This is a genomic window from Aliivibrio fischeri (assembly GCA_038993745.2).
Lineage (GTDB): Bacteria > Pseudomonadota > Gammaproteobacteria > Enterobacterales > Vibrionaceae > Aliivibrio > Aliivibrio fischeri_B.
The window spans coordinates 692,284-716,402 of the sequence record CP160630.1; the positions used below are offsets into that span (position 1 = coordinate 692,284).

Here is a 24,119-nt window from a genome sequence, read left to right on the forward strand (position 1 = left end):
TGCATAACACGTTTATTACCATGCAAACCAACCGAATTTAACCGCACTAATCACAAAACTAAAGGCAAACCCAGAACGCCGAGTGTAATAAATCGTGTTGATGCATTTGTTAGGCATATGCCAACCCACTATCAGTTTTTAGCTTGTATAAAACTCTAATGCCGCCTTTTCTAGTTTTCTCTTCACTAAATTCAAACAATTCTGTTTTAAGCATCAATGACTTTAATGATTTATGTTCCGTACTTTTACGAAGTGATTCCCACTCTTCGGGTTCATATTTTTTAATAAATAACTAGCTGAATGCAATAAAGTCCAACCATCCTTTCTAGCTGTTTCCTTTGCAATTTTAGTAAGCATAAGTACCAAACTATTTAACCGTAAAACTTGAATTATTAGCTCTTGCTTATAGGCATCTGAAGAAATAAATTCCGACATTGTTTTTTTACCGTCTGCTAATGCTTTAATAAAAGACTGAGTCGCATTGATTTCTGAACGTATATGCTCACATTGTATATCTAGCCTTTTGCTAATGTGTTCACAGCTATCAATCGATTTTAAATCAAGCTCAAGAAGTAAATGATGAACTAATTTATTCCTTTCTTGAACTAATTTGGATAATGATTCTTTTTTATTTAAATAAAAATCCTCATTATCAATCCAAAATTTGAAAGATATATAAGGTTCTTCATGGTCATCAGCACTTCTTATACTTTCGTTTTGACTCTTATTCTCTATAAACTGTCCAACTAATTGCCCCATCGTTTGTCTACTTATGGAAGCTTTTTTAAATTCAATAATATCTTGCAGTTCACTTATACGGCCATCAATTTCCCGAAATGTAAGAACATACTTCAATAACCCTTCAAGCTGTTGAAATAAAATGATATTTCGACCTATTTTCCTTTGTACTTCACTAATTAAATCGGTTAATAGCATATTTACTCCATGTGCCTAACGCCGCAATAACACGTTTATTACTACAACGACTTAACTGAATTTTACTGCCTTAAACACCGAAACCAAAGACAAACCTACAATGCCGAATGTAATAAATCGTGTTGATTGCTTTGTTATATTGCCTATTGATAAACGACATGAAATCGTTCCAATACAAGAACCATGTCCTCACTAGGCTTAATATTTAACTCTGAACATTCAGCAGCAAAGAAACGCCAATGGGCTTCACGCCACCATTTTAATGAACGGTCGCCCTCGCCTTCTGCATGAGCAAATTCAGCGGTTACTTCGTTATATTTACACGTTTCAACTGAATCAATTTCAATGATACAAATTGGTTTCCCATTCCAATCAACGACCACTTGTAAGTGACCAACGGTTGGCATTGGTTCTTCACCAGATTCATACCAAACATTTAAGCTACAAGTTGCTGTCTTTTGACCAATTCGGATTAATTCAGCACATAAATTAGCATTATGCTCATCGGCACAGAAATAGTCTGAACTGAATGATTGATACTTTTCACGCTCAATTTCAGAAAGTGAGCTTAGGTACTTATTCAAGTAGATTTGAGACTGTTCTTCCATGAAATCCTCTTAATTATTTTCGCAATATAACGCCTGCATAACACGTTTGCTACGATACAGACTTAACTGAATTTTACTGCTTTAATCACTGAAACTAAAGGCAAACTGACAACGCCGAATGTAGCAAATCGTGTTGATGCATTTGTTATAAGTATTTTTTAGAAAGAAATTCTTCTTCATTTAATTCCCACTTATTCTCAGTATTCTTACTTAATTTTACTAAATATTTCAATGACGGATAATTATTGGAATCATCATTTGCGTAACGGCGCCCACTAAGAATCAAAGCTCCATTTGAGTAGCCAATAACTTCATCAATGCAACGTAGAGTTGTATCAAACACGTGTTCAGCGCTATCCACAAACAAGCTTCCAAAGTGACTTTCAGCAACTTCACACATAGCTGGTCCCCAAGTACCTGAACCACAATTATGCCCCACATCCCCCTCCCAAATCACAATGTAACGTTTTTCATAATCATCACTAGTATAAATAGGAACAATATTAAATCCCCACGCGGTTCCAATAGCTAATGCGTACGCTGCTGCTACCTCTAAGACTTTCCTATTAATAGGATTCGATTCCTCTCTTAGAATAATGGCATAATCGCTAAACAGCCCAGTCAATGGTTCGAATTTTGGAATTTTGTTATCAATAATTAATTTAGAGTATTCCTCGGTAGCTTTTAGAAAGTTTAAAAGTGGGACTAATTTTTCTTTTGGAGTTGTATCTCTTCTTAATTGCTGCTTTATTTTTTCTTGACAAGTTTTTATTTCGTGGTCAGGAACATCTCTATCACTAGTGTCGATAATATACTTACTGGTAAATTTAGGAACACTCCAACATAAAACTGATAATATCTCTTTTATTTCTCGTTTTATGTTTTGGCTCTCAATTTTTTTTATGATTTTTTCCATTTTGTACCTATTTGTCCCTGCGAGTAATGATAAATTTTATCTTGTCTAATCTAGACATAACTTAATTATAAAGGAAAATATTATGGCAAAAGGTAATACTCCAGTAAATGGACCAAGTAAAACAGGTAACCCATCAGGTTCTGGCCGCGGTAATAACCCACCAAAGTCTAAGTAAGATTTATTTTAGGAGGGGCTCCCTCCTAATTTTCTTTTATTAATACTCGATTAGCCACCAAATACTTATAACGCTTGCATAACACGTGCTGACGACTAGCTTTACCAAACCAATTACACTTCAAACCAAAAACGCCGAATGTAATAAGCATCGTGTTGATGCGATTGTTGTGCGTGCTTACTTTAGGCTTGGCTAGCTTGGTAAAGAACTGCCCTGCCAATATTTTCTAAGCCTAGATTCTAATTTACCGATGCCAATTAAGCGAACAAAATGTTCTTAAATTGCGAGATAAAGTGAATGGAAAACAGATACATTTCTTACACCATTTGAACGGCTTGGTTTCAGCAGATTTGGAACTGATAAACCAAATATCCTAACAACAATTGGGATTGAAAGTGCTACGAGGAAAACACTGATGCAAACTAAAATGAGGCATAACCAAAGAACAATTGAAGCGTAAAATAGCTTCTGAAACGCCTGAACTTAGGGAAATAAGGGCTAATTTGCCGAACCTGATGAAATGAAAACCAAAAGGCAACAAAGAAGAAATTTACGCTTACTAAGCCGAAACTACAAAAGCCGCGATCCTTTTGATGAACCGTGCAAAAAATTTCGGACTCAGTACGCACAACGCCTGCATAACACGTTTGCTACTATGCAAATTAAACCTAAATTTACCACTTAATACAGTAAACCAAAGAAACCTAGAATGCCGAATGTAGCAAATCGTGTTGATGCATTTGTTATGCAACATCATCGCCTCTCACGAAACTGATGTAATTCATATACTAAACTACTTAGTCCTTTTAATTTGGTACACATACATTCAACTTTGTTTTCGAGTTCTTGACTATAGTAATACTGACGGTCCTCTCGTAACTTGAAGCTATTAGCTAATTCATAGTAATTATTTTCAATTAAGAAGTTCTTATAAAAATATATGATATCCATAATCTCACTTTGCACATTTTGAATATGAAAATCATAAGAACGATATTCTTGCTGATAGGTTTGATGGTGGTTGTCGATATTAATGATTTTTTCAAACACAAACTTGTCTACATAATAAACATCTACAGACAAGCTACCTAATCCCAAATCAAACTCATAAAATAAATCATAGATAAAGTCGATAAATTGCTTTATTCGCGCAGACTCAGCTTGATGGAATAGTGCATCATTTGCATTGTTCGATCGCTTTCCTATTCGAGCATTTGCACTTAATTCTGCTTGAGACTTCCAACCATTAATATGTTCAACGCTATAATTAAATTCGTCATTATCAATTAAAACCGAGCAAGAATGACAAAGCCATATTCCATTAGATATATTTTTTCTTTGACTAGTTGTCAGCTTTGGATCGTATCTCGCACCTCCAAGTGCTGCTGCTGTTATATGCGCAGCGACTCCGATTTTAGCAGCTTTGTTTGTACAACCTATTTTAGCTCCTGCTGTTGCAACACCACATTTTGGATTTGAACAACGATAACCAACTCTTTCTGCTAATGTCCTTTTTGTTGATTCGGTAAAATCGTCTCTATTACTCATGCTGTACCCTTTATCATGTTGCATAACGCTTGCATAACACGTTTATTACCATGCAAACCGACCTGAATTTAACCGCCTTAATCACAAAACTAAAGATAAACCCAGAACGCCGAGTGTAATAAATCGTGTTGATGCGATTGTTGTGCGGACTCTCTTTCGGCTTGGCTAGCTTGGTAAAGAACTGCTCTGCCAAGATTTTCTAAGCTCTGATTTTAATTTACCGATGCCGATTAAGCGAACAAAATGTTCTTAAATTGCGAGATAAAGTAAATGGAAAACAGATACATTTTTTACACCATTTGAACGGCTTGGTTTCAGCAAATTTGGAACTAAAAAACCAAATACCCTCACCACAACTAGGATTGAAAATGCGGCGAGAAAAACACGGATGCAGGCTAAAATGAGGCAACACCAAAGAACCATTGAAGCGTAAAATAGCCTCTGAAACGCCTGAATTTAGGCCGACAATGCTTAATTGCCGAACCTGATGAAAAGAACACTAAAAGGCAACAAAGAAGAGGATTTGCGATATCTAAATAGCGTTTAAAAAAGTCTCGTTTCTATTGATGCACCGTGCAAAAAATTTCGGACTCAGTACGCACAACGCCTGCACAACACGTTTGCTACGATACAGATCTAGCTGAATTTTAACGCCTTAATCACTGAAACTAAAGGCAAACTGACAACGCCGAGTGTAGCAAATCGTGTTGATGCATTTGTTATAAGTAAATTTTCCCATCATCATCCCTATCATGAAAATTTACCAAATAATCATAATAATTACGAAATTGCTCAAACCGCAGACCCCGATTAATTGCCATATTATAAAAGCGCTGTGGTTCTGGACGATATATAGTTTTTATTTTCTGCATTCGTTCAGGAACAATACCACCAAATTTTTCATATCCTGAATTATACGTATATAAATACTTTCTATCGACTGCAAAACCTCGTTTAGCTATATACATATCCATTTGATTTTCTGCTGAATCAGGATCAATATAAAACCATTCAGAATCCCGTCCAGAAGATAAGTGTTGCAAGGGTTTTCCAAAACCACTTCTACTATGCAAATTAGCCTCCATATCACCCAATTCTTCTTTTGATACACCAAATGTACACTTAGAAAGCTCATATGCAGCAAATGGCATTATAAATGGATTATATGTTTTACCTTGGGATATTCTTACAACCGGATCTTGAATTGACGTTAATCCAATTTTCGACATTCCCATATCACGTATATCAATAGCAATATATACCCATCCGTAACATAGCCTTGGGAATTGAGCATAATATGAATTTTGGCTAGCTGAATCACAATCGTACATTTTACCTCCTTTACTTATAACGCCTGCATAACACGTTTGCTACTATGCAGATTAAACCTAAATTTGCCACTTAACTCGGTAAACTAAAGAAACCTATAACGCGGAATGTAGCAAGTCGTGTTGATGCATTTGTTATATTGCCATATCTGAAATCGCTAATTCTACAGCTTGAGCCGCATGAATTTCAGTTGTGTCGTATAATGGAACTTCTGTATGTGATTGCTGAATAAGTAGAGCTATTTCAGTGCAACCTAAAATAACAGCTTCAACGCCCTGCTCATGCAAACTTTTAACGATACTTAAATACTTTTCTCTTGAGTCAGAGTTAATAACACCTCTGCACAATTCATCATAAATAATGTTATGAACAGTCGTACGATCATTCTCTTCTGGTACAACAACTTCAATACCAAATTTTTCGACCAAACGACTTTTATAGAAATCCTGCTCCATAGTAAAACGAGTACCAAGCAGCCCAACTTTTTTAATGCCATCAATAACCAATTTATTAGCTGTTGCATCGGCAATATGAAGAATTGGGATTGATATGCTACTTTCAATTTCAGAAGCTACTTTATGCATTGTGTTAGTACAAATAAGTAGGAAATCAGCACCACCAGCTTCAACCGATTTTGCAGCCTCTGAAAGTATTAATGCAGTTTCATCCCACTTACCTTGATGTTGTAACTTTTCGATGTCATCAAAATTTACGCTGTATAGGCAGATTTTCGCAGAATTAAGTCCACCAAGTTCAGTTTTTACACCTTCATTAATAGCTTTGTAATAACTTGCGGTAGATTCCCAACTCATACCACCTAACATCCCAATTGTTTTCATTTTGTACTCCATACCTTAAAAAGCAATATAACGCTTGCATAACACGTTTGCTGCCATACAGGCTTAGCTGAATTTTAACGCCTTAATCACTGAAACTAAAGGCAAACTGACAACGCCGAGTGTAGCAAATCGTGTTGATGCATTTGTTATGTAAATTACTTCAGCGCGATATAAACACTGACTTTATTCGCATTCTCATAATGCTCAAAATCTGTAGAGTAAGCCCTAGCATGCTCACAATTTGAAGAGCTAAAATATGCCCAAACAGACTTCCAAGCGTTTATTACAGCTTCTGGAAATTCGCCTTCCGATTCAAATTTTAAGTATTGGCCAGCAACTATTTCAACGGAGGTTAAAGCGACTTCTGATGAAGATACTTCATTTGAACCCATAAGAATGTCAAAGTCCCCTGTTACGTCAGATTCATAGTTATAATAAACACTGTACGCACGAGCACCCGACTTATAATCATTACCTACATTTGAATCGACAAACTGTACGTGTTGTGGGATTTTCGCTGTATCTGGATTCATTTCGAGCTCATTACACGTTCTGATGTGCAGCCCCTGAACAATAAAACTCTCTACCTGTACAATTTCCATTTTTGACTCCATTTACATAACGCCTGCATAACACGTTTGCTACTATGCAGATCAAGCCTAAATTTACCACTAAACACGGTAAACCCAAAGAAACCTAGAATACCGAATGTAGCAAATCGTGTTGATGCATTTGTTATGTATTCAAACCACTCAATAAAATCCTAGCTTTTTCTTGAATATTACTCGATGATTGTATGAAAGGTTTAAGTAATTCACTATAATTTTTCATATGCTCGGAACTAATAGTAGATGGTAAATCATTATTCATTTTCTTTTCCGATAATTCTTGTAAACCTTTAGCTAACCAAATTTTATAATTCCTAACAGCACTGCTTAATTCTAGGTGTTCCGCATCAAATTCTGGTAAATATAAGCCTTGAATCAATTCAGCTTTAATCCACATTTGATCATCATATTCATTTTTAGAACCAAAATATTTCTCTTCCATTTCTTTATGAAGAACGTCTTTTATCCCCATAGCCAACAGTACATATTGCTCTAGTTTCTCTCTGCGTAATTGATCGTTTTCTTTTTTTTTCCAATACTCGTATTCAAAATCATTTTTAATTTTTTCAGTTACACTCGCTGTAAGCTCTGTTTGCTTTCGAATAATATTTAGACTATCTTCAATAGCAAGGAACTTTGCTTTTTCGGAATATAAGCTTTTGAAAAGAGCTACTAATGAAACTATACATAAAAACAAAATAAGATATATAACATAATATTCTAAATTCACCAAAAATGGTTTATTTATCAAATCATTAGCCAATCCATCTACTACATTTTTCATTTTACCACACTCAATCTTACTATATGGACCGAACACATAACGCTTGCATAACACGTTTATTACTATGCAAACCAACCTGAATTAATCGCCTTAATCACGAAACCCAAGGCAAACCCAGAACGCCGAGTGTAATAAATTGTGTTGATGCGATTGTTATGTAAATTACTTCAGCGCAATATAAACACTGACTTTATTCACATTCTCATAATGCTCAAAATCTGTAGAGTAAGCCCTAGCATGCTCACAATTTGAAGAGCTAAAATATGCCCAAACAGACTTCCAAGCGTTTATTACAGCTTCTGGAAATTCGCCTTCCGATTCAAATTTTAAGTATTGGCCAGCAACTATTTCAACGGAGGTTAAAGCGACTTCTGATGAAGATACTTCATTTGAACCCATAAGAATGTCAAAGTCCCCTGTTACGTCAGATTCATAGTTATAATAAACACTGTACGCACGAGCACCCGATTTATAATCAATACCTACATTTGAATCGACAAACTGTACGTGTTGTGGGATTTTCGCTGTATCTGGATTAATTTCGAGCTCATTACACGTTCTGATGTGCAGCCCCTGAACAATAAAACTCTTTACCTGTACAATTTCCATTTTTGACTCCATTTACATAACGCCTGCATAACACGTTTGCTACTATACAGACCTAGCTGAATTTTAACGCCTTAATCACTGAAACTAAAGGCAAACTGACAACACCGAGTGTAGCAAATCGTGTTGATGCATTTGTTATATGCTATAGACTTAGTTAGCTTGATTTAACTGCAATAAGTCCCATTTTGTACCGTATAAGTCTTTAAATACAACAACTGTGCCGTATTCTTCAACGCGTGGCTCTTCAGTAAACTCAACACCTTGAGCTTTCATAAACTCATAGTCACGCCAGAAATCATTAGTTTGAAGAAATAAGAAAACACGACCGCCAGCTTGATTACCAACTGATTTTAATTGGTCATCATTACTTGCTTGAGCCAATAGTAAATTTGTTCCTGTTGAATTAGGTGGAGATATTTGAACCCAACGTTTACCACCGCCTAAATCCGTATCTTCGACAAGTTCAAATTGTAGTTTTTTAGTATAAAATTCAATTGCATCATCATAGTTTTCAACAACTAAGGCAATATTACCAATTCTTTGTTCGATAGGCTTATTCATTCGTGGCTCACTACAGTTCAAAAATAGAATTCTACCCTATTTAGCTCATAAACTCATTTTTGCATATAACGCCTGCATAACACGTTTGCTGCCATGCAGATTAAACTCAAATTTACCACTTAACACAGTAAACTCAAAGAAACCTAGAATGCCGAATGTAGCAAATCGTGTTGATGCATTTGTTATGGCTTAGAATCTACGACAAGAATCTAACCTGCTCTACTACCATTTGGCATTGGAGTTTCTGGCATAGCCAAACAAGGAGTTAATTTATCTGCATAACCAATATCAAACAGCATACCTTGAGATATTTCACCAGCCATCTTCTGCTCAGGTAAATTAACAACAAATAGAGCCTGCTTACCTTCAATTTCAGATGGATTTTCACGTTCTTGCTTAATACCAGCAAGAATCGAACGTTCATGGTCACCAAAGTCTACGGTCAACTTCATTAATTTATTGGATTTCTTAACATCAGAGACAGCTGTAATCGTCCCACTCGTATATCTAATTTTTCAAAGTCACCGAATGCGATAAGTTCTTTAATTGGTGCATATTCCATTTTAATTCTCTTTAATTTATTTTTGAGCCATAACGCTTGCATAACACGTTTACTACTATGCAATCATACTTAAAATTGACGCCTTACAACGAGAAACACCCGACAACCTAGGATGCCGAGTGTAGTAAATCGTGTTGATGCATTTGTTATGTGCTTATTTTAGAGTCACATATTTACTTAACTTAATTCCTTTACTAATTTCAGCTCCATATGATTCATTAATTTTTGCAGCCTTATACCGCTTTACAAGAAACATTCAAATCTCGTATCTCATGTGCATATTGAATTGAAAAAAGATGGATCATCGCAACCGACTCATTGAGTGGTGCATTGTTATACATGTCAGATAACCTGTCACCCAATTCATTTAACGTCATAATAATCCCTTAATCTTTATATTTATCGTAAGTTTTCGGCTCAAATTTTCGTGCTACTTCCAATGATTCTTGAAATTCAGCTTCAGCAAATTCATCTATTAAACGACCAGATTGAACTTCTTTTCTTCGTTTTGAGCGATTCTTAAGTATCGATTCAATAATTGATAAAAATTTCATAAAACCTCCTTGTGCACATAACGCCTGCATAACACGTTTGCTATCATGCAGATTAAGCCCCAATTTACCACTTAATACGGTAAACCAAAAGAAACCTAGAATGCCGAGTGTAGCAAATCGTGTTGATGCATTTGTTATACGTATCTACTTTAGTTTGAATAAGCACATATACAAAACTTAAAATAAATTACAGCTCATCACAGCTAAAACAACACAAGAGGTATGAATAAAAAAAGAGCTCGATGACTGGAATCGAGCCCTGAACGTGAAACGCCTATACACAGCAACACAAAATTAGTGAGGAGTTCTAGTCTATTACTGGAATCACTCTAAACCAACTGTAAAATAAGACAGGTTTCTTTTTAACGCTACATTCCTCAGCACAAAAAAAGGGACTCATTGGCTAAAATTGAGTCCCAGACATGAAATGCTTGTCTACAGCAACACATAAGTAAGGAGTGACTACGATTTTATTACATTGACACTGTCTTACTAACTGTAAAATCAGGTAGGTTACTATTAAATATTTATAATTTGGACGTCATTGATTTCGTATAACGCCTGCATAACACGTTTACTACTATGCAATTATACTTAATATTGACGCCTTAAAACGAGAAACATCCGACAACCTGAGGTGCCGAGTGTAGTAAATCGTGTTGATGCATTTGTTATAAGCAAATTCATTGAATATTTAAAGTTTTCATTTGCTCTGCTTTTAGATGTAATTCAAATTTAGCTTCATACAAATGAACTAGTAAAGCTTCTAAAAGATCTAAGGCGAATGCTAGAGTTGCTTTATCTGGGCTTATAAGTCGATGAGCAGCGTCATCACCAATAAATTTGATACTTTTTAATCCCTCAATAATACTTTCAGGAATACCGGCAACTTCTTGCAACTTTTCAATTTTTTTATCAAATTTCCAAACTTGCTGGTCAGATATACCTTGGTCAATACACACTGCTTCTAATAATGAACGTATTGACATTGCTGTTGGGACACCTAAACCAACTTGAAAAGCTTTAATTATATCGTTATAAACACTGTTAAGTTTCGCATTAATGTGTAAAACCTTTTGGGTTTCTTATATTCCAATTCCTTTCGGGACTAAAAATAGACCCATATATTTTATCATTATTAGCGTCATACATTCCTGAATGTGTATACCGCTCTTCCAAACATGCAGTATCACACCCACGACACACCCAGAACAAAAAATCAGACTCTTCGTACCAACGAAGATAGTTTTCACCTTCGATATCTACTTCATCATACTCATGCTTTGAATGCGAAAATTTAAGCTCATGATTTGTTTTACAGCCACACGTATTGCAGTGAATTTTTTCAATTTCTAACACAATGTTTCCTTTTTGCTTATAACGCCTGCATAACACGTTTGCTACTATACAGACTTAGCTAAATTTTACCGCCTTACTCACTGAAACTAAAGGCAAACTGACAACGCCGAGTGTAGCAAATCGTGTTGATGCATTTGTTATGTGATTCTAAAATGGCATGCTTTCCATCTGACTCTTGAGATCATCTTCAGTTAAATCAGGAAGCGATTCAAACCATTGAACTATATCTTTGATTTCTTGACTTTCCTTTCTCAAGTTATCCATAAACATCTTATATTTCTGAGGATGAAGTTCTTGAACATTATCAGATTGTCCTTCATATAAAAAACCTGAAAAGGGAGCGTTCATTCCAAACTTACGATCCAAATCAAAGCCGTTTAGCAATATTGGGTTACTTAAAACAACGATTACCGAGATTTCTTCAACAGTTTTAATAAAAAAATGAACTGCTTGATCGCAAGCATTTTTATCAAAGCCATAGTAACCTATACCATTAATTGACGCCCGTGACGGTGATATTTTATCTATACCATTATCGGTTCCTTTAACATGAATAACATCACATAGTTCCCAATATAATTGCAGAACATTATCTTCCCATTGGCATTCTTGGTTACACAGTAAGAACTCTTCTTTTACAAGTAACCCTTTAACTGCGCGTTTAAAATTAGGCGTACCTCTCTTTGAATTGAGCCATTCATTACCCTTTTCTTTTTCTACATTGTCTAATACAAAATAAGATCCTGTTATGATTAATTCAAGAGCTCTTCTCAAGCAATCATAAACACTTTTATATTGGCACATAAGCATTAAAGATAAAGAACGATCTAATTCTCTCGCCGCTTCTATCCATGGAAATATATCAACTTTAGATAGGTGATCACTACGAGCTTGAGGAGCATCCATTAGTTCATAATTACAAAAGTCTCTTGCTAAAATCAACTTTTCACTTTGTATAAATTCATCATGTAGATACTTCGAACTAATGGACATTGAATTTGATAGATCAGCAAGTAACACTTTTGTCTTGCTTTAAAATGCTCATTAGGCAGATCAAATAAGCTCATTTATTTCTCCAATCACATAACGCCTGCATAACACGTTTGCTACCATGCAAATTAAGCTCAAATTTACCACTTAATACGGTAAACTCAAAGAAACCTAGAATGCCGAATGTAGCAAATCGTGTTGATGCATTTGTTAGCTGTTTTCTAATTTGGCCAAAATAAACTTAACCCTTTCGTCTACTGTACCAAAAGGAACCTCAACTAACTCATAACCTGATTTTTCGTAAGCAACGATAATTTCATTATAAAAATTTATCGCAACATTAAAGTCTTCTCTCCGCTCATTGTCATTAGTAAAAATATCTTTCCAAGGTGGAAAAATAAAAACCTTCGAATGATATTTAAAATTAGTAATTTTTGAAACAAGTACATCACTTATTTTAACTTTCTCAAGGTTAAAAAAAGCAAGCACATCAACAATACTTCTATCAAAAAATACTATGTTATTTTTACTTTGATTCTTGAGGTAAGAAGCGATTCCATATCTTAACACTAAGTTATCAAAAGCTTGTTTATTAGCCCAAGGTAATGCATCTCCCTTTTGCTCTAGTTGATTCCGAATGATTTTACGTCCAGCTTCTTCAGAGCAAAAAAAATTTCTTGCTTTTAACGCGTTAATAACAGTTGTTTTCCCAGAGCTAGGACCACCAGTAAGGATTATAAAATTATCTTGATTCAAATCTTCCTCCTTGAAACAGCTAACGCCTGCATAACACGTTTGCTACGATACAGGCCTAGCTGAATTTTAACGCCTTAATCACTGAAACTAAAGGTAAACTGACAACGCCGAGTGTAGCAAGTCGTGTTGATGCATTTGTTATGCGTATTATTCGATGGTGAATATTACGACTAAACGGACTATATCAGTCCGAATTTTTTCATTGCATTCTTTACAACCAAGATTTTTTCTTCTGGGCATGGATATTTTCTCTCCGTTGATGATAGACGATTGGGAGCTTGTTTCATTTTAATCCCATTCAATTCTTTTATATGAGCTATCCAACAACTTTTAACTGAAAAGTTATATTTTCTTTTCACGTATTCCTGTACTTTTTTATAAGTCATATTCCCATTTCCAAATTTAATGAATGCATCCAATTAAAGTAGCATGGTGATAAAAATAATACTTTGATGCAGAAATAAAATGCATAGCTCACTATTTGAAGTCTGTGCGATTACTCAAAAAAATATATCGCTAAGAATGATAGAAAATGAAATGTTACCGAAACGCATAACGCCTGCATAACACGTTTGCTACCATGCAGATTAAACTTAAATTTACCACTTAATGCGGTAAACCCAAAGAAATCTAGAATGCCGAATGTAGCAAATCGTGTTGATGCATTTGTTATATTGCCTACTAAAAATTACAGTGCTGACTTTCACAAGGTACACCATCGCCATCTCCATCCATTTTTGTATTTGGACAATTAGCAATGTAGAACTTAGCTTCGTCACATGACCTCATTTCGCTACAGTAAGTTTTTCCATCACAGCTAAACCCCATATTTTCATATGCAGGCGTTGTAATAAGTAAAGGTGCTGAGTCGTTTTTAGATACGTTACTTTTTGACAAAAATTGATAGCCAAGTATGCCGATTGTGATAACAGCCAACACCAAAATTTTTGTTACGAAAGAGCTTCTAGATTTAGATGGTTGAACACCGATTAGTGAAATAGATTTAGCATTCGTTTTATCATTTTTATATTCAATTAAAAATGCTACCTCATCACCAACTTGTGGCCGACGGTAACCTTTTTTAAATTGAGAGATGTGAGCGAATATATTACCTGACGCATTGTCACTTTGAATAAACCCAAAACCACGATCATCAACCCATTTTATGATTTTACCTTTCATACCTTTCCTTTTCACTGGCAATATAACGCCTGCATAACACGTTTGCTACCATGCAGAATAAGTTCAAATTTACCACTTAATATGGTAAAACCAAAGAAACCTAGAATGCCGAATGTAGCAAATCGTGTTGATGCATTTGTTAGAACAATTCTTCTACGACTCGCTCAATACTTCTATCAACATAACCTACAAAGAAGAATTTATGATATTCGCACAAGTGATTTAACTCATCATTGTCTAGAGGAAACAATCTAATAAACTTACTGTCTTTTGCTACCTCTTTTGAACTACCAATATACTCGCAAGAATCACTTATGAGACTTACGCCAAAGAAAATATTTCCATAAACGGCATGAGGGACAACAAAGAGATTATGTGAAACCCTAAAAAGATAATGAGTTTCAAGTTGCTCGTTTTGAACAGCATGAAAGCTAAATATTTTTCGTTCTTCAAGGTAGTCATCAAAACTTAAAAAAAATGACGTAAACTTACTTGTCCCTCTAGGTCTTTCAATTGGAAAAATCAATTTTCTGAAAGATAATTCTATAAAGTCATATACTAGACTCATTTTATAGTCCTTGTAACTCGGTTTGAATTCAATAAATCCTGAGCAACTCTTGACTGCCATTTGTGTTGCAGGTTTATATTATATTTTTCTTTTCCCACTATTGGAGACTGAATAACATCGAAAAAATCGTAAACAAAGTTTCTAGGACCGTTTCCCGACATTGCCTTTATTTTTTCTCTCTCTAATTGTGCGTAATGTAAATCGAATACTTCCTGATGCAATTTCCTACAATCAGGATATCTCACTATCAGTTCAACTACTGAAACACTTTCATCTTTATCACAGTTCCAAGAAGCCTTTGAAGCAACCCATATATCTGGAGTAGTGTAAAAACCTTTACCTAATTCACCGCCACCTAAAGTCCAATCTAGATCACCCACATGAATAGCGTTGATAGCACTTGCTGTCGAGCCATGATAGTTCTTTTTCAAGTAATTCTCCTAACTAATTTGAATGGTTCTAACGCCTGCATAACACGTTTACTGCCAAGCAATTATACTTAAAATTGACGCCTTAAAACGAGAAACACCCGACAACCTGAGATGCCGAGTGTAGTAAATCGTGTTGATGCATTTGTTATGTGGCTAAATTGCATCACCGCCGTAATTATTCCATACCTTCATAAAACAATAGCACTCATGTTGATATTAAAATCACCATTATCAATATGTACGGTGTCATTAGAGTTCATAAATTGTTTTTTTACAAAGTTTTCACCAGCGGCTGTTGCTGGTGTTGCTGACAATTCATAATTTCCCGAAGGAGTTGTACTACAGTATGTTGACATTTTTATATTTTGATTATTTATTTTCCATACTTTTTCTTTTACATATGTGTTCTCTGCAACTTTTTCATAATCACTCTGTGTACACGTATTTAACCAATTTTTTCCTTCACCATATTGAACAAAAAAATAGATTCTCTGTTGATTGTTTTTTGAAAGCGAAACTAGTCCCCCCACCGTAAAAGCTGTTGTTTCGCCTTTATCATTTTTACCATATGCAGATACATCAGCAGAATTTTCGTTGAAAATTAATGATTTCCCCCAATCACTTCTATGCCATTCTAATTCAGATAACGCCGATGTTGAAAAAGTGCATATAGCCAACATACAAATAAATTTACCAAACTTCATATTACCCCCAATTCAAATATGGTTAAATTATACATACTCTATATTTTTCTTCACCATTGAGTTTAATGATTCGTTTAAATGGCCACATAACGCCGCAATAACACGTGCGAACGACCAACTCGACCAAACCAATTATACTTCAAACTACAAACGCCGAGTGTAATTAGCATCGTGTTGATTGCTTTGTTACACGATCTTTGTCAACGCTTCCATTAACTTGATAAAGAATTGATTTACCAAGATTTACTGTAAATTGAGTTTAATTAGACTGGCTCAATTAAGCGAGCAAAATATCATTTCAACAGCAATAACTGTGAAACGAAACAATCCCTTTTTCTTACACCATTTGTACGATTTGATTTCAGCAAGTTTGGAGCTGATAAACCAAATATCCTTGCCACAATTGGGATTGAAAATGTGGCAAGCAAAACACTGATACAGGATAAAATGAGGCAAAACCATGAACAATTGAAGCGTGAATTAGTTTCTGAAATCCATGAACTTTTGGCAATAATAGTCAATTGCCGAACCTGATGATACAAATATTAAAAGGCAACAAAGAAAAAGGAAATCCACCCTACTTTCACGCCTAAAAAACTAACGGTTCAATAACTGAACTGAGCCAAAAAACTGCGTTCTTAGAGTTCGTGTAACGCCGCAATAACACGTGCGAACACCTTACTTTCCAAACCAATTATACTTCAAACCACAAACGCCGAGTGTAATTAGCATCGTGTTGATTGCTTTGTTATATTGCCTATTGATAAACAACATGAAATCGTTCCAATACAAGAACCATGTCCTCACTAGGCTTAATATTTAACTCTGAACATTCAGCAGCAAAGAAACGCCAATGAGCTTCACGCCACCATTTTAATGAACGGTCGCCCTCGCCTTCTGCATGAGCAAACTCAGCCGTAACTTCGTTATATTTACACGTTTCAACTGAATCTATTTCAATGATACAAATTGGGTTCCCATTCCAATCAACGACCACTTGTAAATGACCAACAGTTGGCATTGGTTCTTCACCAGATTCATACCAAACATTTAAGCTACAAGTTGCTGTCTTTTGACCAATTCGGATTAATTCTGCACATAAATTGGCATTATGCTCATCAGCGCAGAAATAGTCAGAACTGAATGATTGATATTTTTTACGCTCAGTTTCAGAAAGTGAACTTAGGTACTTATTCAAGTAGATTTGAGACTGTTCTTCCATGAAATCCTCTTAATTATTTTCGCAATATAACGCCGCAATAACACGTGCGAACGATTTACTTTCCAAACCAATTATACCTCAAACCACAAACACCGAGTGTAATTAGCATCGTGTTGATTGCTTTGTTATGCCCAATTGTTGAGGGTAATTACTTAATTTGGTCTGTAAATGATTCAAAGATTCAATTACTTCTGTTTTTCTTTCGATAAATGCATACAAACCAACTTTTGCATTAGATGTTCTAATATAATCAAAACATACACGACCAAAGTTATCCTCGTTACTTTCAAAGTTAATAAGATCAGGTGTTAATTCTGGCGTATACATTAAAATTAGAAGTCTCAATTTCATTTTCAGTTCTAAAATATCCTTTAAACTTTTATCAGAAGCTTTTGCTATAACTTTCATTCGTTCTAACGGAATATCATTAAAATCAGACTCTTTAATCAAGTTATCTTTTATCAAGATCATTCTAATCTGAAGTAAAATCTCGAAAATCTCTTCAACCTTCTTTAGCTTTTCTTGTCTAATTATCGAGTTTTGTTCATTTCTATGATCAGCTCTCGTACGAAAAAACAAACAAAATTGACTGAAAATAACCGCAAAAAAAGCAATTAATGCAGCTATGATTTCTTTCCACTCTTTGAGTTCACCCATTCTATTTCTCACTACTATTTAAGGGCATAACGCTTGCATAACACGTTTATTACTATGCCAATCAACCTGAATTAACCGCCTTAATCACGAAACCCAAGGCAAACCCAGAACGCCGAGTGTAATAAATCGTGTTGATGCATTTGTTAACAGAACAATAAATTATAATTTCGACGCGCTTTTAAATATTCATTTAATACAGATTGTTGTTTTTGATGTAATTCTTCTGGTGAATCATAGAAATAATAACGACTTGGTTCATTACTTAACTGAGCAAGTTCTCTATCATGCTGACTTCCTATCGTTTCTCTATATAAATAGTAAAAATTACTCGGTAACTTAATATAGAAAACTTCGCCACTTGTTAAAAAAATTCCTATATGACATTTAGGCATTTTTACCGGCTTTATAATATTACCTTCGTCGTTATACGGAAGAAATTTTTTGTATTGCATTTCAATACTATCAAGTTCGATTTCAATTTTCCTTGAATCACTATTTGGAAATAATTTTAATTTTTCGACATCAAACTCATCATTTTCAAAATACCATCGAATTAAATCGCCCCAATAACCACTATCGTATTCATCTTTAATTGAAAAAAGACCTTTAACGACTAAATTAACCTTTTCAATTTCAACGTAGACATGGCCACGATTTAATATCGTTAGCTCAATATTATTATTAAAACAACATTTCATTCTTATCAATAATTTAGCTTTGCGTGCTGATGTTGATAAATAGAGAGATGTCGCGACAGCTAAAAATGTTGCTATTCCAGCTACCCACGTACCAATCATTGCCCAAAATGCGATTTGACTATCAGCCATTAATTACCCTCAAATTGTTCTGTTAACGCCTGCATAACACGTTTGCTACCATGCAAATTAAGCTCAAATTTACCACTTAACACGGTAAACTTAAAGAAACCTAGAATGCCGAATGTAGCAAATCGTGTTGATGCATTTGTTATATTTTTTTCTGAAAGGCACAAGAAACGGACTCACTTACTGCTGCAAAATCATCTAATTTTCGATTATCTTGTTGAATTCCAATAACCCCCTTATCTAGAGTAACAGGTTCTGGTTCTGGCATTGCCTCAAACTTCAATATTATACCTGTGGTGATAAAACCACCTGTTAGCGCAGAGCCAACAATAGATACCATCTGACCAAACCAACTTACATAGCTACTTATTGCTGTTTTTAGATGCTCTCCTGCAGTTTTCACTGCTTCACTATTACTTTCTGAGTCTATATTAATAAACAATAAGTCTTTAACTTCCAAGCTTGCGATAGAGAAAAATGCCGTAACAAAGCCAATATATATACCAGTATGTATAAGGCGATTTGATTTTGGCATTTTACGTATTCTACGATTGAACAAGATTAATTTAAGAATCATAATCACAGCGAAAAGCCATATAAGGAAATAAACTGGGATTTTTGTTAGTGCTTCTTCAATGTCCATAACCATCCTAAATAAAAATATAACGCCTGCATAACACGTTTGCTACCATGCAGACCTAGCTGAATTTTAACGCCTTAATCACTGAAACTAAAGGCAAACTGACAACGCCGAGTGTAGCAAATCGTGTTGATGCATTTGTTATATTTACAATTTATCCCATACACTTTCAATACATCACTTAGTTTCCAACTAAATTCTTCTTTTAAAGGATATACTGTAGACTCAACTTGTTGATTTGTATAAGATACATATCCTTGATTATAAATGAAAAATAAATATGAATAGTTTAATAACAGCTGTTGGTATCGGAGTAATTGCTGAAACGTTCAAACAACTTACCACCAAAGTGTTTGAGAAAGATTGGCCAATATTTACAGATCAAGGAAAACGTATATCAAACCAGTTTTTCGATCCCATTATTAGAGAACAATACATAGAAAAAATTCTATATAATCAATTACACTTCCGAACATTATCTAGCCCAGAAAGCGATGTTTATATCGATAATGTTTATTACCCGATTAGAATGAAATATTCCACATATTCTGGCCAACCTTTAGAATATACAATTGATGACGATTTTAAAATTGAGTATATGGGAATACTCAATATCATTGGACTTGCAGGTCAAGGCAAAAGCACTGTTATGCGTAAGTTTATTCTTGAGGAGTCTCGACGTGCCAAACGAATGCCTATTTTCTTAGAATTAAAGAGAGTAAAAGCTGGAGATATATTAACTTCTATAATGGATATGCTAAAAGCAATCGGAATAAAAATTACTTATAAAGATCTAGAATTTTTACTAATGAGTAAAAAAATAGTTTTGATTTTAGATGGTTTTGATGAAATTCACCCTGATCTACAAATAGACACTTTAGATAGCATAAACTCAATACATATCCGATTAAAATGCCCCATAGTTATAACATCAAGACCTGGTTCACACGCATGTAATTGCGCTGGTGTATTAAATGCAAATTTACAGTTTTTGAATAAAAATGAAGTTATTCATTTATTAAAAAAACTAGCTAAACCTGAAGAGCATAAAGGCTTAGTTCGAATTATTAAAAACAACCCTAGTTTGATTGAGGCAATTCAAACTCCTATTCTTGTTAGTTTATTCTACGTTTGTTATCCACATTGGGATGAAATCCCAACGAATACACAACAATTTTATTCTAAATTGTTTAGTACGTTATATACTAGACACGATGAACTAAAAAATACACCTCGCTATCATAAAGCTAAACTAGACTCTATAGATGCTGTTAATGCTTTTTCTACAATCTGTTTTGAAGGAATTAAAAATGCAGAGTATGAATTTGGTGAAGAAAGACTTTTAGAAATAGCTAAAATAAGCGTACAAAAACTAAATCTACAAGCAAGTGCACAAAACGTTATTAAGGATATTGTTGAGATTACAAATTTAATAAAAAAGGATGGGTTTGATAAGTTTGTATTTCTCCATAAATCAATACAAGAATACCATGCAGCTAGATACATACAAAAACTAGTTATAAATGAAAAAATTGATATTTATACTGATATTTATAATAAAATTGAAAGTTCCATTTATGACAATGTCATATTATTTTTAAAGAACATTGATAATGTGAACTATAGACACTACCTTTTAGAATACGCCTATAAAAAGAATAAACTTAATCTTTTGTTTATAAAGGATAGAACTTACACATTAAAAATAATTAACTTACTTTTAAAAAACACATTAATATACATAGATAGATGGAAAACAATAAAAATAGAATATATTGGGGAAAACATTCATCTAACAAAGATAGAAAAAATAGCAGAAATACTATCAATACCTATCACTCCACTTAAAATAATAATTGACAAGGAAATAATTAAAAAAAACAGTTTATCAATTAGTCAAGATAGGAAAATAAGTGTTTTAGAAATTATAAGTAATGACGAAGATTTAAGGAGCATACTTTTAAAAGCAATTAACACTCAATTCATTGAACCTATAATTCGTGCTTGGAAATTGTAAATATAACATTTAATTATACCCACCACATTCGTAATCTCTACTGAATATATTTCTGTACGTATAAACTCAACATTCTATTTCAAAACCAATAACCTAACACCTAAAACCACTAAAACTTCAAAAGAATTATACGTAATTGATTCGTATATCTCACTTTTAGCCTCACATGCATGTAACTGATTAAACTGACAATTCCATTAAAATTTAATCTAACCTTCAAATATACGAACCCAAATTGAAACTCTAGTGAGGTGACTTACACTCAATACACTATTAACCACTACGAACAAAGCAAATGGATATCCCATTAGATCTTAAACCAGATTCACAACGCTTCACCGATCAACTTCGAATTTTCATTCGAACACGTGCGCTAGCCTATAATACAGAGAAACAATACATATATTGGATAAGTTGCTTTATTCGTCATAACAACTACACATCAAAAGACGAAATTAACGCCTTTGATATACCAGCCTACCTTGAGCACTTAGTCGTAAAACAAAACGTATCGCCAAATACCCAAAAAACCGCATTAAACGCACTCATATTTTTATGTCGCGAATACCTACAACAACCTGTCGATAATCTTGAATTTAAACGTTCTAAAAAAGCCACTAAATTACCAACTGTATTTACTCATGGTGAAGCCATCTCCGTTATAAATGAACTTAACCACCCCACTAAGCTGATTGCACAACTTATGTATGGAAGCGGTTTACGAATAAACGAAGCATTAAGGCTAAGAGTAGATGACATCGATCTTATCCATAAAACCATCACCATAAGAAACGGGAAAGGTAATAAAGACAGGACTACTGTACTACCCGAGATCATCATTTCAGAGCTGAAAACGCAACTCGCGTTTGTAAAACAACAACATAAAATGGATGCAATAAATGGGGATGATGAAGTCTATCTACCTAATGCCATTGCAAAAAAATACCCTCACAGAGCAAAAAGTTATGGTTGGCAATATGTGTTTCCTTCAAAACAGATCAGTAAAGATCCACGTTCAGGTCAGCGTCGTCGGCACCACATGTTAGATAGAAGCGTTCAAAAACAAGTAACTAATGCAATAAAAAAACTTAAGATAGATAAGAAAGCCAGCAGTCATACATTCAGGCATAGCTTTGCGACACGAATTTTAGAACGGGGTGGAGACCTAAGGACAATACAAGAATTATTGGGTCATTCTGATATCAAAACGACCCAAATTTATACTCACGTAATAGGTTTACACTTCTCAGGAACGAAAAGCCCATTAGACTTTGATTAACAATAATTACATTTCATATTGGCGATGTTTTAGTGAATAGAAAATAGCTCTAATCGCTTTCGCCAAAAAGAAAACAGCAACAACAACAAAAAGCTTACTAACAATAAAGCCCGGAGTTAAATAAGAAACAATCGCACAAAAAGCGCCAATTAAGGCCGATAACATCCACTCTTTTTGCATGATTACACAACTAATCGAGCCATTTCGACACCCGAACCTCTTACTTCATCAATGTGCTCAATCACATTCTCATTCACAAATAAAATATCCACTTCGATCTGCTCAGAAAGCCATACTTTTTTAGCATCACGTGTTTCAAGTTTATCCCACTCACGATTAATCGCATTCGCCAAACGAACCGTTGCTGCCAGTGGAGAATAAATGTTATCAACTTTTGGTTCGTATTGTTCAGAAATAGCAAAAACCAATTCTTTAGAGAAACTCCAACTCTCAGCCAATTTAGCTCCTAAAACAGCACTGTCCGTATTGATAGTTGAACGTTGTGCACTAACTTTCGAGCTACCCGCTTCCATTTTCTCAAAGATCTCAGGAACTTTATCTGCCATAACGGTATAAATCATCAAATCACCGATGTTATGCAGCATACCCGCAGTAAAAGCGTCATTAGAGTTAACTGAACAACTTTCACCAATAGCCTTACTTAATACCGCAACTTCAAAAGTTTCTTGCCAAAAATTTTCTAGATCTATCACTTCTACATAAGGAAAAGCACTGACAAGCGAAGAAGCAATAATCAGAGTTTTAAGCGGCTCAAGACCTAAGCGTACAACCGCTTGGTTAACTGATGATACGCTCTTACCACGCGAGAAATGCGCAGAGTTAGCCAAACGTAATACACGACCACTCACCACTTGCTCAAGTGAAATTGTTTTTGATAAATCTTGCAACTCAACGTCAGGATCATTTACCAATTCCATCATTTCACGGATCACTTTCGGAATTTTTGGTAACTCGTGAGCATGACTTAAAATTTCATTTTGTTCCATATTCTTTCTCCACAACAAGTCGCTACTTTTTCTTTTTCATCACAGCCACAGTAAAGCGGCTTGTGCAGACTAAGCGGTCTCGTTGATCTTTAATATCAATCACCCAAACGTGGGTGGTTGCACCTAAATGTAAAGGCTTGGCCGTGGCGAAAACAGTTCCTTCACGTACAGCTCTAATATGGTTGGCATTTATCTCTAGACCAACACAATATTTTGATTCATCAACACACCAGTTTGCCGCGATAGAAGCAACAGACTCAGCTAATGCTACTGATGCTCCACCATGAAGCATGCCTAATGGTTGGTGAACCGTCGAAGTCACAGGCATAGATGCAGTAATCGAATTATCATCATATGCACAATATTCAATGCTTAACGCTTCCATCAAGGTATTACGAGACGTCGTGTTTAAGACAGTTAAATCCATCTCACGTTTCCAAATACTCATTTTCAC

29 protein-coding genes and 1 pseudogene are annotated in these 24,119 nt (G+C 34.7%); 2 read left to right on the forward strand and 28 right to left on the reverse strand.

Annotated features, from left to right (window positions below; all coding sequences use genetic code 11):
- Positions 1–222: 222 nt before the first annotated feature.
- The 25 genes and pseudogenes from AAFX60_017270 to AAFX60_017390 form a co-directional block, all read right to left on the reverse strand.
- Positions 223–936, reverse strand: coding sequence for a hypothetical protein (locus AAFX60_017270; GenBank protein XDF80128.1), 714 nt, complete (start codon positions 934–936; stop codon positions 223–225).
- A gap of 143 nt (positions 937–1,079) precedes the next feature.
- Positions 1,080–1,544, reverse strand: coding sequence for an ASCH domain-containing protein (locus tag AAFX60_017275; GenBank protein XDF80129.1), 465 nt, complete (start codon positions 1,542–1,544; stop codon positions 1,080–1,082).
- Positions 1,545–1,689: 145 nt separating this feature from the next.
- Entirely contained in the window at positions 1,690–2,460 is a 771-nt protein-coding gene (locus AAFX60_017280) for a hypothetical protein (GenBank protein XDF80130.1), read from the reverse strand.
- Positions 2,461–3,388: 928 nt separating this feature from the next.
- Complete coding sequence (locus tag AAFX60_017285; GenBank protein XDF80131.1) at positions 3,389–4,183, reverse strand: hypothetical protein; 795 nt, start codon at positions 4,181–4,183, stop codon at positions 3,389–3,391.
- A 719-nt stretch (positions 4,184–4,902) separates the two neighbouring features.
- On the reverse strand, positions 4,903–5,514 hold the full coding sequence (locus AAFX60_017290; GenBank protein XDF80132.1) for a hypothetical protein: 612 nt from the start codon (positions 5,512–5,514) through the stop codon (positions 4,903–4,905).
- Positions 5,515–5,646: 132 nt separating this feature from the next.
- Positions 5,647–6,351: an aspartate/glutamate racemase family protein gene (locus tag AAFX60_017295; protein ID XDF80133.1), complete on the reverse strand. Its 705-nt coding sequence runs from the start codon at positions 6,349–6,351 to the stop codon at positions 5,647–5,649.
- Positions 6,352–6,506: 155 nt separating this feature from the next.
- Entirely contained in the window at positions 6,507–6,953 is a 447-nt protein-coding gene (locus tag AAFX60_017300) for a GyrI-like domain-containing protein (GenBank protein ID XDF80134.1), read from the reverse strand.
- A 133-nt stretch (positions 6,954–7,086) separates the two neighbouring features.
- The gene (locus AAFX60_017305; GenBank protein XDF80135.1) at positions 7,087–7,743 is read right to left on the reverse strand and encodes a hypothetical protein; all 657 of its coding nucleotides are present in this window, start codon (positions 7,741–7,743) and stop codon (positions 7,087–7,089) included.
- Between the two features lie 162 nt (positions 7,744–7,905).
- Positions 7,906–8,352: a GyrI-like domain-containing protein gene (locus tag AAFX60_017310; GenBank protein XDF80136.1), complete on the reverse strand. Its 447-nt coding sequence runs from the start codon at positions 8,350–8,352 to the stop codon at positions 7,906–7,908.
- A 150-nt stretch (positions 8,353–8,502) separates the two neighbouring features.
- The gene (locus tag AAFX60_017315) at positions 8,503–8,913 is read right to left on the reverse strand and encodes a VOC family protein (GenBank protein ID XDF80137.1); all 411 of its coding nucleotides are present in this window, start codon (positions 8,911–8,913) and stop codon (positions 8,503–8,505) included.
- Positions 8,914–9,122: 209 nt separating this feature from the next.
- Positions 9,123–9,475, reverse strand: a pseudogene (locus tag AAFX60_017320) (tRNA-binding protein).
- 386 nt (positions 9,476–9,861) lie between these two features.
- On the reverse strand, positions 9,862–10,029 hold the full coding sequence (locus tag AAFX60_017325; GenBank protein ID XDF80138.1) for a hypothetical protein: 168 nt from the start codon (positions 10,027–10,029) through the stop codon (positions 9,862–9,864).
- 683 nt (positions 10,030–10,712) lie between these two features.
- A complete protein-coding gene (locus AAFX60_017330) occupies positions 10,713–11,018 on the reverse strand; it encodes a DUF4145 domain-containing protein (protein XDF80139.1) in 306 nt (101 codons plus the stop codon).
- 70 nt (positions 11,019–11,088) lie between these two features.
- Positions 11,089–11,388: a hypothetical protein gene (locus tag AAFX60_017335; GenBank protein ID XDF80140.1), complete on the reverse strand. Its 300-nt coding sequence runs from the start codon at positions 11,386–11,388 to the stop codon at positions 11,089–11,091.
- Between the two features lie 147 nt (positions 11,389–11,535).
- Entirely contained in the window at positions 11,536–12,408 is an 873-nt protein-coding gene (locus AAFX60_017340) for a hypothetical protein (protein ID XDF80141.1), read from the reverse strand.
- 180 nt (positions 12,409–12,588) lie between these two features.
- Positions 12,589–13,134: an AAA family ATPase gene (locus AAFX60_017345; protein ID XDF80142.1), complete on the reverse strand. Its 546-nt coding sequence runs from the start codon at positions 13,132–13,134 to the stop codon at positions 12,589–12,591.
- A 179-nt stretch (positions 13,135–13,313) separates the two neighbouring features.
- Positions 13,314–13,520 carry a hypothetical protein gene (locus AAFX60_017350; GenBank protein XDF80143.1) on the reverse strand — a complete coding sequence of 69 codons (207 nt, stop codon included), beginning with the start codon at positions 13,518–13,520 and terminating at the stop codon, positions 13,314–13,316.
- Positions 13,521–13,815: 295 nt separating this feature from the next.
- Positions 13,816–14,316: a cold shock domain-containing protein gene (locus AAFX60_017355; protein XDF80144.1), complete on the reverse strand. Its 501-nt coding sequence runs from the start codon at positions 14,314–14,316 to the stop codon at positions 13,816–13,818.
- A gap of 139 nt (positions 14,317–14,455) precedes the next feature.
- Positions 14,456–14,884: a hypothetical protein gene (locus tag AAFX60_017360; protein XDF80145.1), complete on the reverse strand. Its 429-nt coding sequence runs from the start codon at positions 14,882–14,884 to the stop codon at positions 14,456–14,458.
- Positions 14,881–15,315 (reverse strand): hypothetical protein, encoded by a 435-nt coding sequence (locus AAFX60_017365; protein ID XDF80146.1) that lies wholly within the window; start codon positions 15,313–15,315, stop codon positions 14,881–14,883. Before AAFX60_017365 ends, AAFX60_017360 begins: the two co-directional genes overlap by 4 nt.
- A gap of 188 nt (positions 15,316–15,503) precedes the next feature.
- Positions 15,504–16,019 (reverse strand): hypothetical protein, encoded by a 516-nt coding sequence (locus AAFX60_017370; GenBank protein ID XDF80147.1) that lies wholly within the window; start codon positions 16,017–16,019, stop codon positions 15,504–15,506.
- Positions 16,020–16,776: 757 nt separating this feature from the next.
- Complete coding sequence (locus AAFX60_017375) at positions 16,777–17,241, reverse strand: ASCH domain-containing protein (protein ID XDF80148.1); 465 nt, start codon at positions 17,239–17,241, stop codon at positions 16,777–16,779.
- Positions 17,242–17,343: 102 nt separating this feature from the next.
- On the reverse strand, positions 17,344–17,898 hold the full coding sequence (locus AAFX60_017380; protein ID XDF78961.1) for a hypothetical protein: 555 nt from the start codon (positions 17,896–17,898) through the stop codon (positions 17,344–17,346).
- 143 nt (positions 17,899–18,041) lie between these two features.
- Positions 18,042–18,725 carry a hypothetical protein gene (locus tag AAFX60_017385; GenBank protein ID XDF78962.1) on the reverse strand — a complete coding sequence of 228 codons (684 nt, stop codon included), beginning with the start codon at positions 18,723–18,725 and terminating at the stop codon, positions 18,042–18,044.
- A 139-nt stretch (positions 18,726–18,864) separates the two neighbouring features.
- Entirely contained in the window at positions 18,865–19,365 is a 501-nt protein-coding gene (locus AAFX60_017390) for a hypothetical protein (protein ID XDF78963.1), read from the reverse strand.
- A 277-nt stretch (positions 19,366–19,642) separates the two neighbouring features.
- Between AAFX60_017390 and AAFX60_017395 the strand changes: the two genes are divergently transcribed.
- On the forward strand, positions 19,643–21,379 hold the full coding sequence (locus AAFX60_017395; protein XDF78964.1) for an NACHT domain-containing protein: 1,737 nt from the start codon (positions 19,643–19,645) through the stop codon (positions 21,377–21,379).
- Positions 21,380–21,674: 295 nt separating this feature from the next.
- Positions 21,675–22,658: an integron integrase gene (locus AAFX60_017400; GenBank protein XDF78965.1), complete on the forward strand. Its 984-nt coding sequence runs from the start codon at positions 21,675–21,677 to the stop codon at positions 22,656–22,658.
- A 6-nt stretch (positions 22,659–22,664) separates the two neighbouring features.
- On the opposite strand, the gene AAFX60_017405 is transcribed toward AAFX60_017400, so the two are convergent.
- Genes AAFX60_017405 through AAFX60_017415 form a run of 3 tightly spaced genes read right to left on the reverse strand, consistent with a single transcriptional unit; the run spans position 22,665 to position 24,113 of the window.
- Positions 22,665–22,838 carry a hypothetical protein gene (locus AAFX60_017405; GenBank protein ID XDF78966.1) on the reverse strand — a complete coding sequence of 58 codons (174 nt, stop codon included), beginning with the start codon at positions 22,836–22,838 and terminating at the stop codon, positions 22,665–22,667.
- Positions 22,839–22,840: 2 nt separating this feature from the next.
- Positions 22,841–23,665: an HDOD domain-containing protein gene (locus AAFX60_017410; protein XDF78967.1), complete on the reverse strand. Its 825-nt coding sequence runs from the start codon at positions 23,663–23,665 to the stop codon at positions 22,841–22,843.
- Positions 23,666–23,687: 22 nt separating this feature from the next.
- Positions 23,688–24,113, reverse strand: coding sequence for a hotdog fold thioesterase (locus tag AAFX60_017415; GenBank protein XDF78968.1), 426 nt, complete (start codon positions 24,111–24,113; stop codon positions 23,688–23,690).
- Between the last annotated feature and the right edge of the window lie 6 nt (positions 24,114–24,119).

Excerpts from the sequence above, each read along its gene's own strand:
- AAFX60_017280 (XDF80130.1), bottom strand. The coding sequence starts at position 2,460 with ATGGAAAAAATCATAAAAAAAATTGAGAGCCAAAACATAAAACGAGAA.
- AAFX60_017380 (XDF78961.1), bottom strand. The coding sequence starts at position 17,898 with ATGGGTGAACTCAAAGAGTGGAAAGAAATCATAGCTGCATTAATTGCT.
- AAFX60_017355 (XDF80144.1), bottom strand. The coding sequence starts at position 14,316 with ATGAAAGGTAAAATCATAAAATGGGTTGATGATCGTGGTTTTGGGTTT.
- AAFX60_017300 (XDF80134.1), bottom strand. The coding sequence starts at position 6,953 with ATGGAAATTGTACAGGTAGAGAGTTTTATTGTTCAGGGGCTGCACATC.
- AAFX60_017415 (XDF78968.1), bottom strand. The coding sequence starts at position 24,113 with ATGAGTATTTGGAAACGTGAGATGGATTTAACTGTCTTAAACACGACG.
- AAFX60_017330 (XDF80139.1), bottom strand. The coding sequence starts at position 11,018 with ATGTCAATACGTTCATTATTAGAAGCAGTGTGTATTGACCAAGGTATA.
- AAFX60_017315 (XDF80137.1), bottom strand. The coding sequence starts at position 8,913 with ATGAATAAGCCTATCGAACAAAGAATTGGTAATATTGCCTTAGTTGTT.
- AAFX60_017290 (XDF80132.1), bottom strand. The coding sequence starts at position 5,514 with ATGTACGATTGTGATTCAGCTAGCCAAAATTCATATTATGCTCAATTC.
- AAFX60_017375 (XDF80148.1), bottom strand. The coding sequence starts at position 17,241 with ATGGAAGAACAGTCTCAAATCTACTTGAATAAGTACCTAAGTTCACTT.
- AAFX60_017370 (XDF80147.1), bottom strand. The coding sequence starts at position 16,019 with ATGAAGTTTGGTAAATTTATTTGTATGTTGGCTATATGCACTTTTTCA.
- AAFX60_017270 (XDF80128.1), bottom strand. The coding sequence starts at position 936 with ATGCTATTAACCGATTTAATTAGTGAAGTACAAAGGAAAATAGGTCGA.
- AAFX60_017405 (XDF78966.1), bottom strand. The coding sequence starts at position 22,838 with ATGCAAAAAGAGTGGATGTTATCGGCCTTAATTGGCGCTTTTTGTGCG.
- AAFX60_017395 (XDF78964.1), top strand. The coding sequence starts at position 19,643 with ATGAATAGTTTAATAACAGCTGTTGGTATCGGAGTAATTGCTGAAACG.
- AAFX60_017400 (XDF78965.1), top strand. The coding sequence starts at position 21,675 with ATGGATATCCCATTAGATCTTAAACCAGATTCACAACGCTTCACCGAT.
- AAFX60_017305 (XDF80135.1), bottom strand. The coding sequence starts at position 7,743 with ATGAAAAATGTAGTAGATGGATTGGCTAATGATTTGATAAATAAACCA.
- AAFX60_017285 (XDF80131.1), bottom strand. The coding sequence starts at position 4,183 with ATGAGTAATAGAGACGATTTTACCGAATCAACAAAAAGGACATTAGCA.
- AAFX60_017310 (XDF80136.1), bottom strand. The coding sequence starts at position 8,352 with ATGGAAATTGTACAGGTAAAGAGTTTTATTGTTCAGGGGCTGCACATC.
- AAFX60_017295 (XDF80133.1), bottom strand. The coding sequence starts at position 6,351 with ATGAAAACAATTGGGATGTTAGGTGGTATGAGTTGGGAATCTACCGCA.
- AAFX60_017385 (XDF78962.1), bottom strand. The coding sequence starts at position 18,725 with ATGGCTGATAGTCAAATCGCATTTTGGGCAATGATTGGTACGTGGGTA.
- AAFX60_017390 (XDF78963.1), bottom strand. The coding sequence starts at position 19,365 with ATGGACATTGAAGAAGCACTAACAAAAATCCCAGTTTATTTCCTTATA.
- AAFX60_017350 (XDF80143.1), bottom strand. The coding sequence starts at position 13,520 with ATGACTTATAAAAAAGTACAGGAATACGTGAAAAGAAAATATAACTTT.
- AAFX60_017360 (XDF80145.1), bottom strand. The coding sequence starts at position 14,884 with ATGAGTCTAGTATATGACTTTATAGAATTATCTTTCAGAAAATTGATT.
- AAFX60_017325 (XDF80138.1), bottom strand. The coding sequence starts at position 10,029 with ATGAAATTTTTATCAATTATTGAATCGATACTTAAGAATCGCTCAAAA.
- AAFX60_017410 (XDF78967.1), bottom strand. The coding sequence starts at position 23,665 with ATGGAACAAAATGAAATTTTAAGTCATGCTCACGAGTTACCAAAAATT.
- AAFX60_017275 (XDF80129.1), bottom strand. The coding sequence starts at position 1,544 with ATGGAAGAACAGTCTCAAATCTACTTGAATAAGTACCTAAGCTCACTT.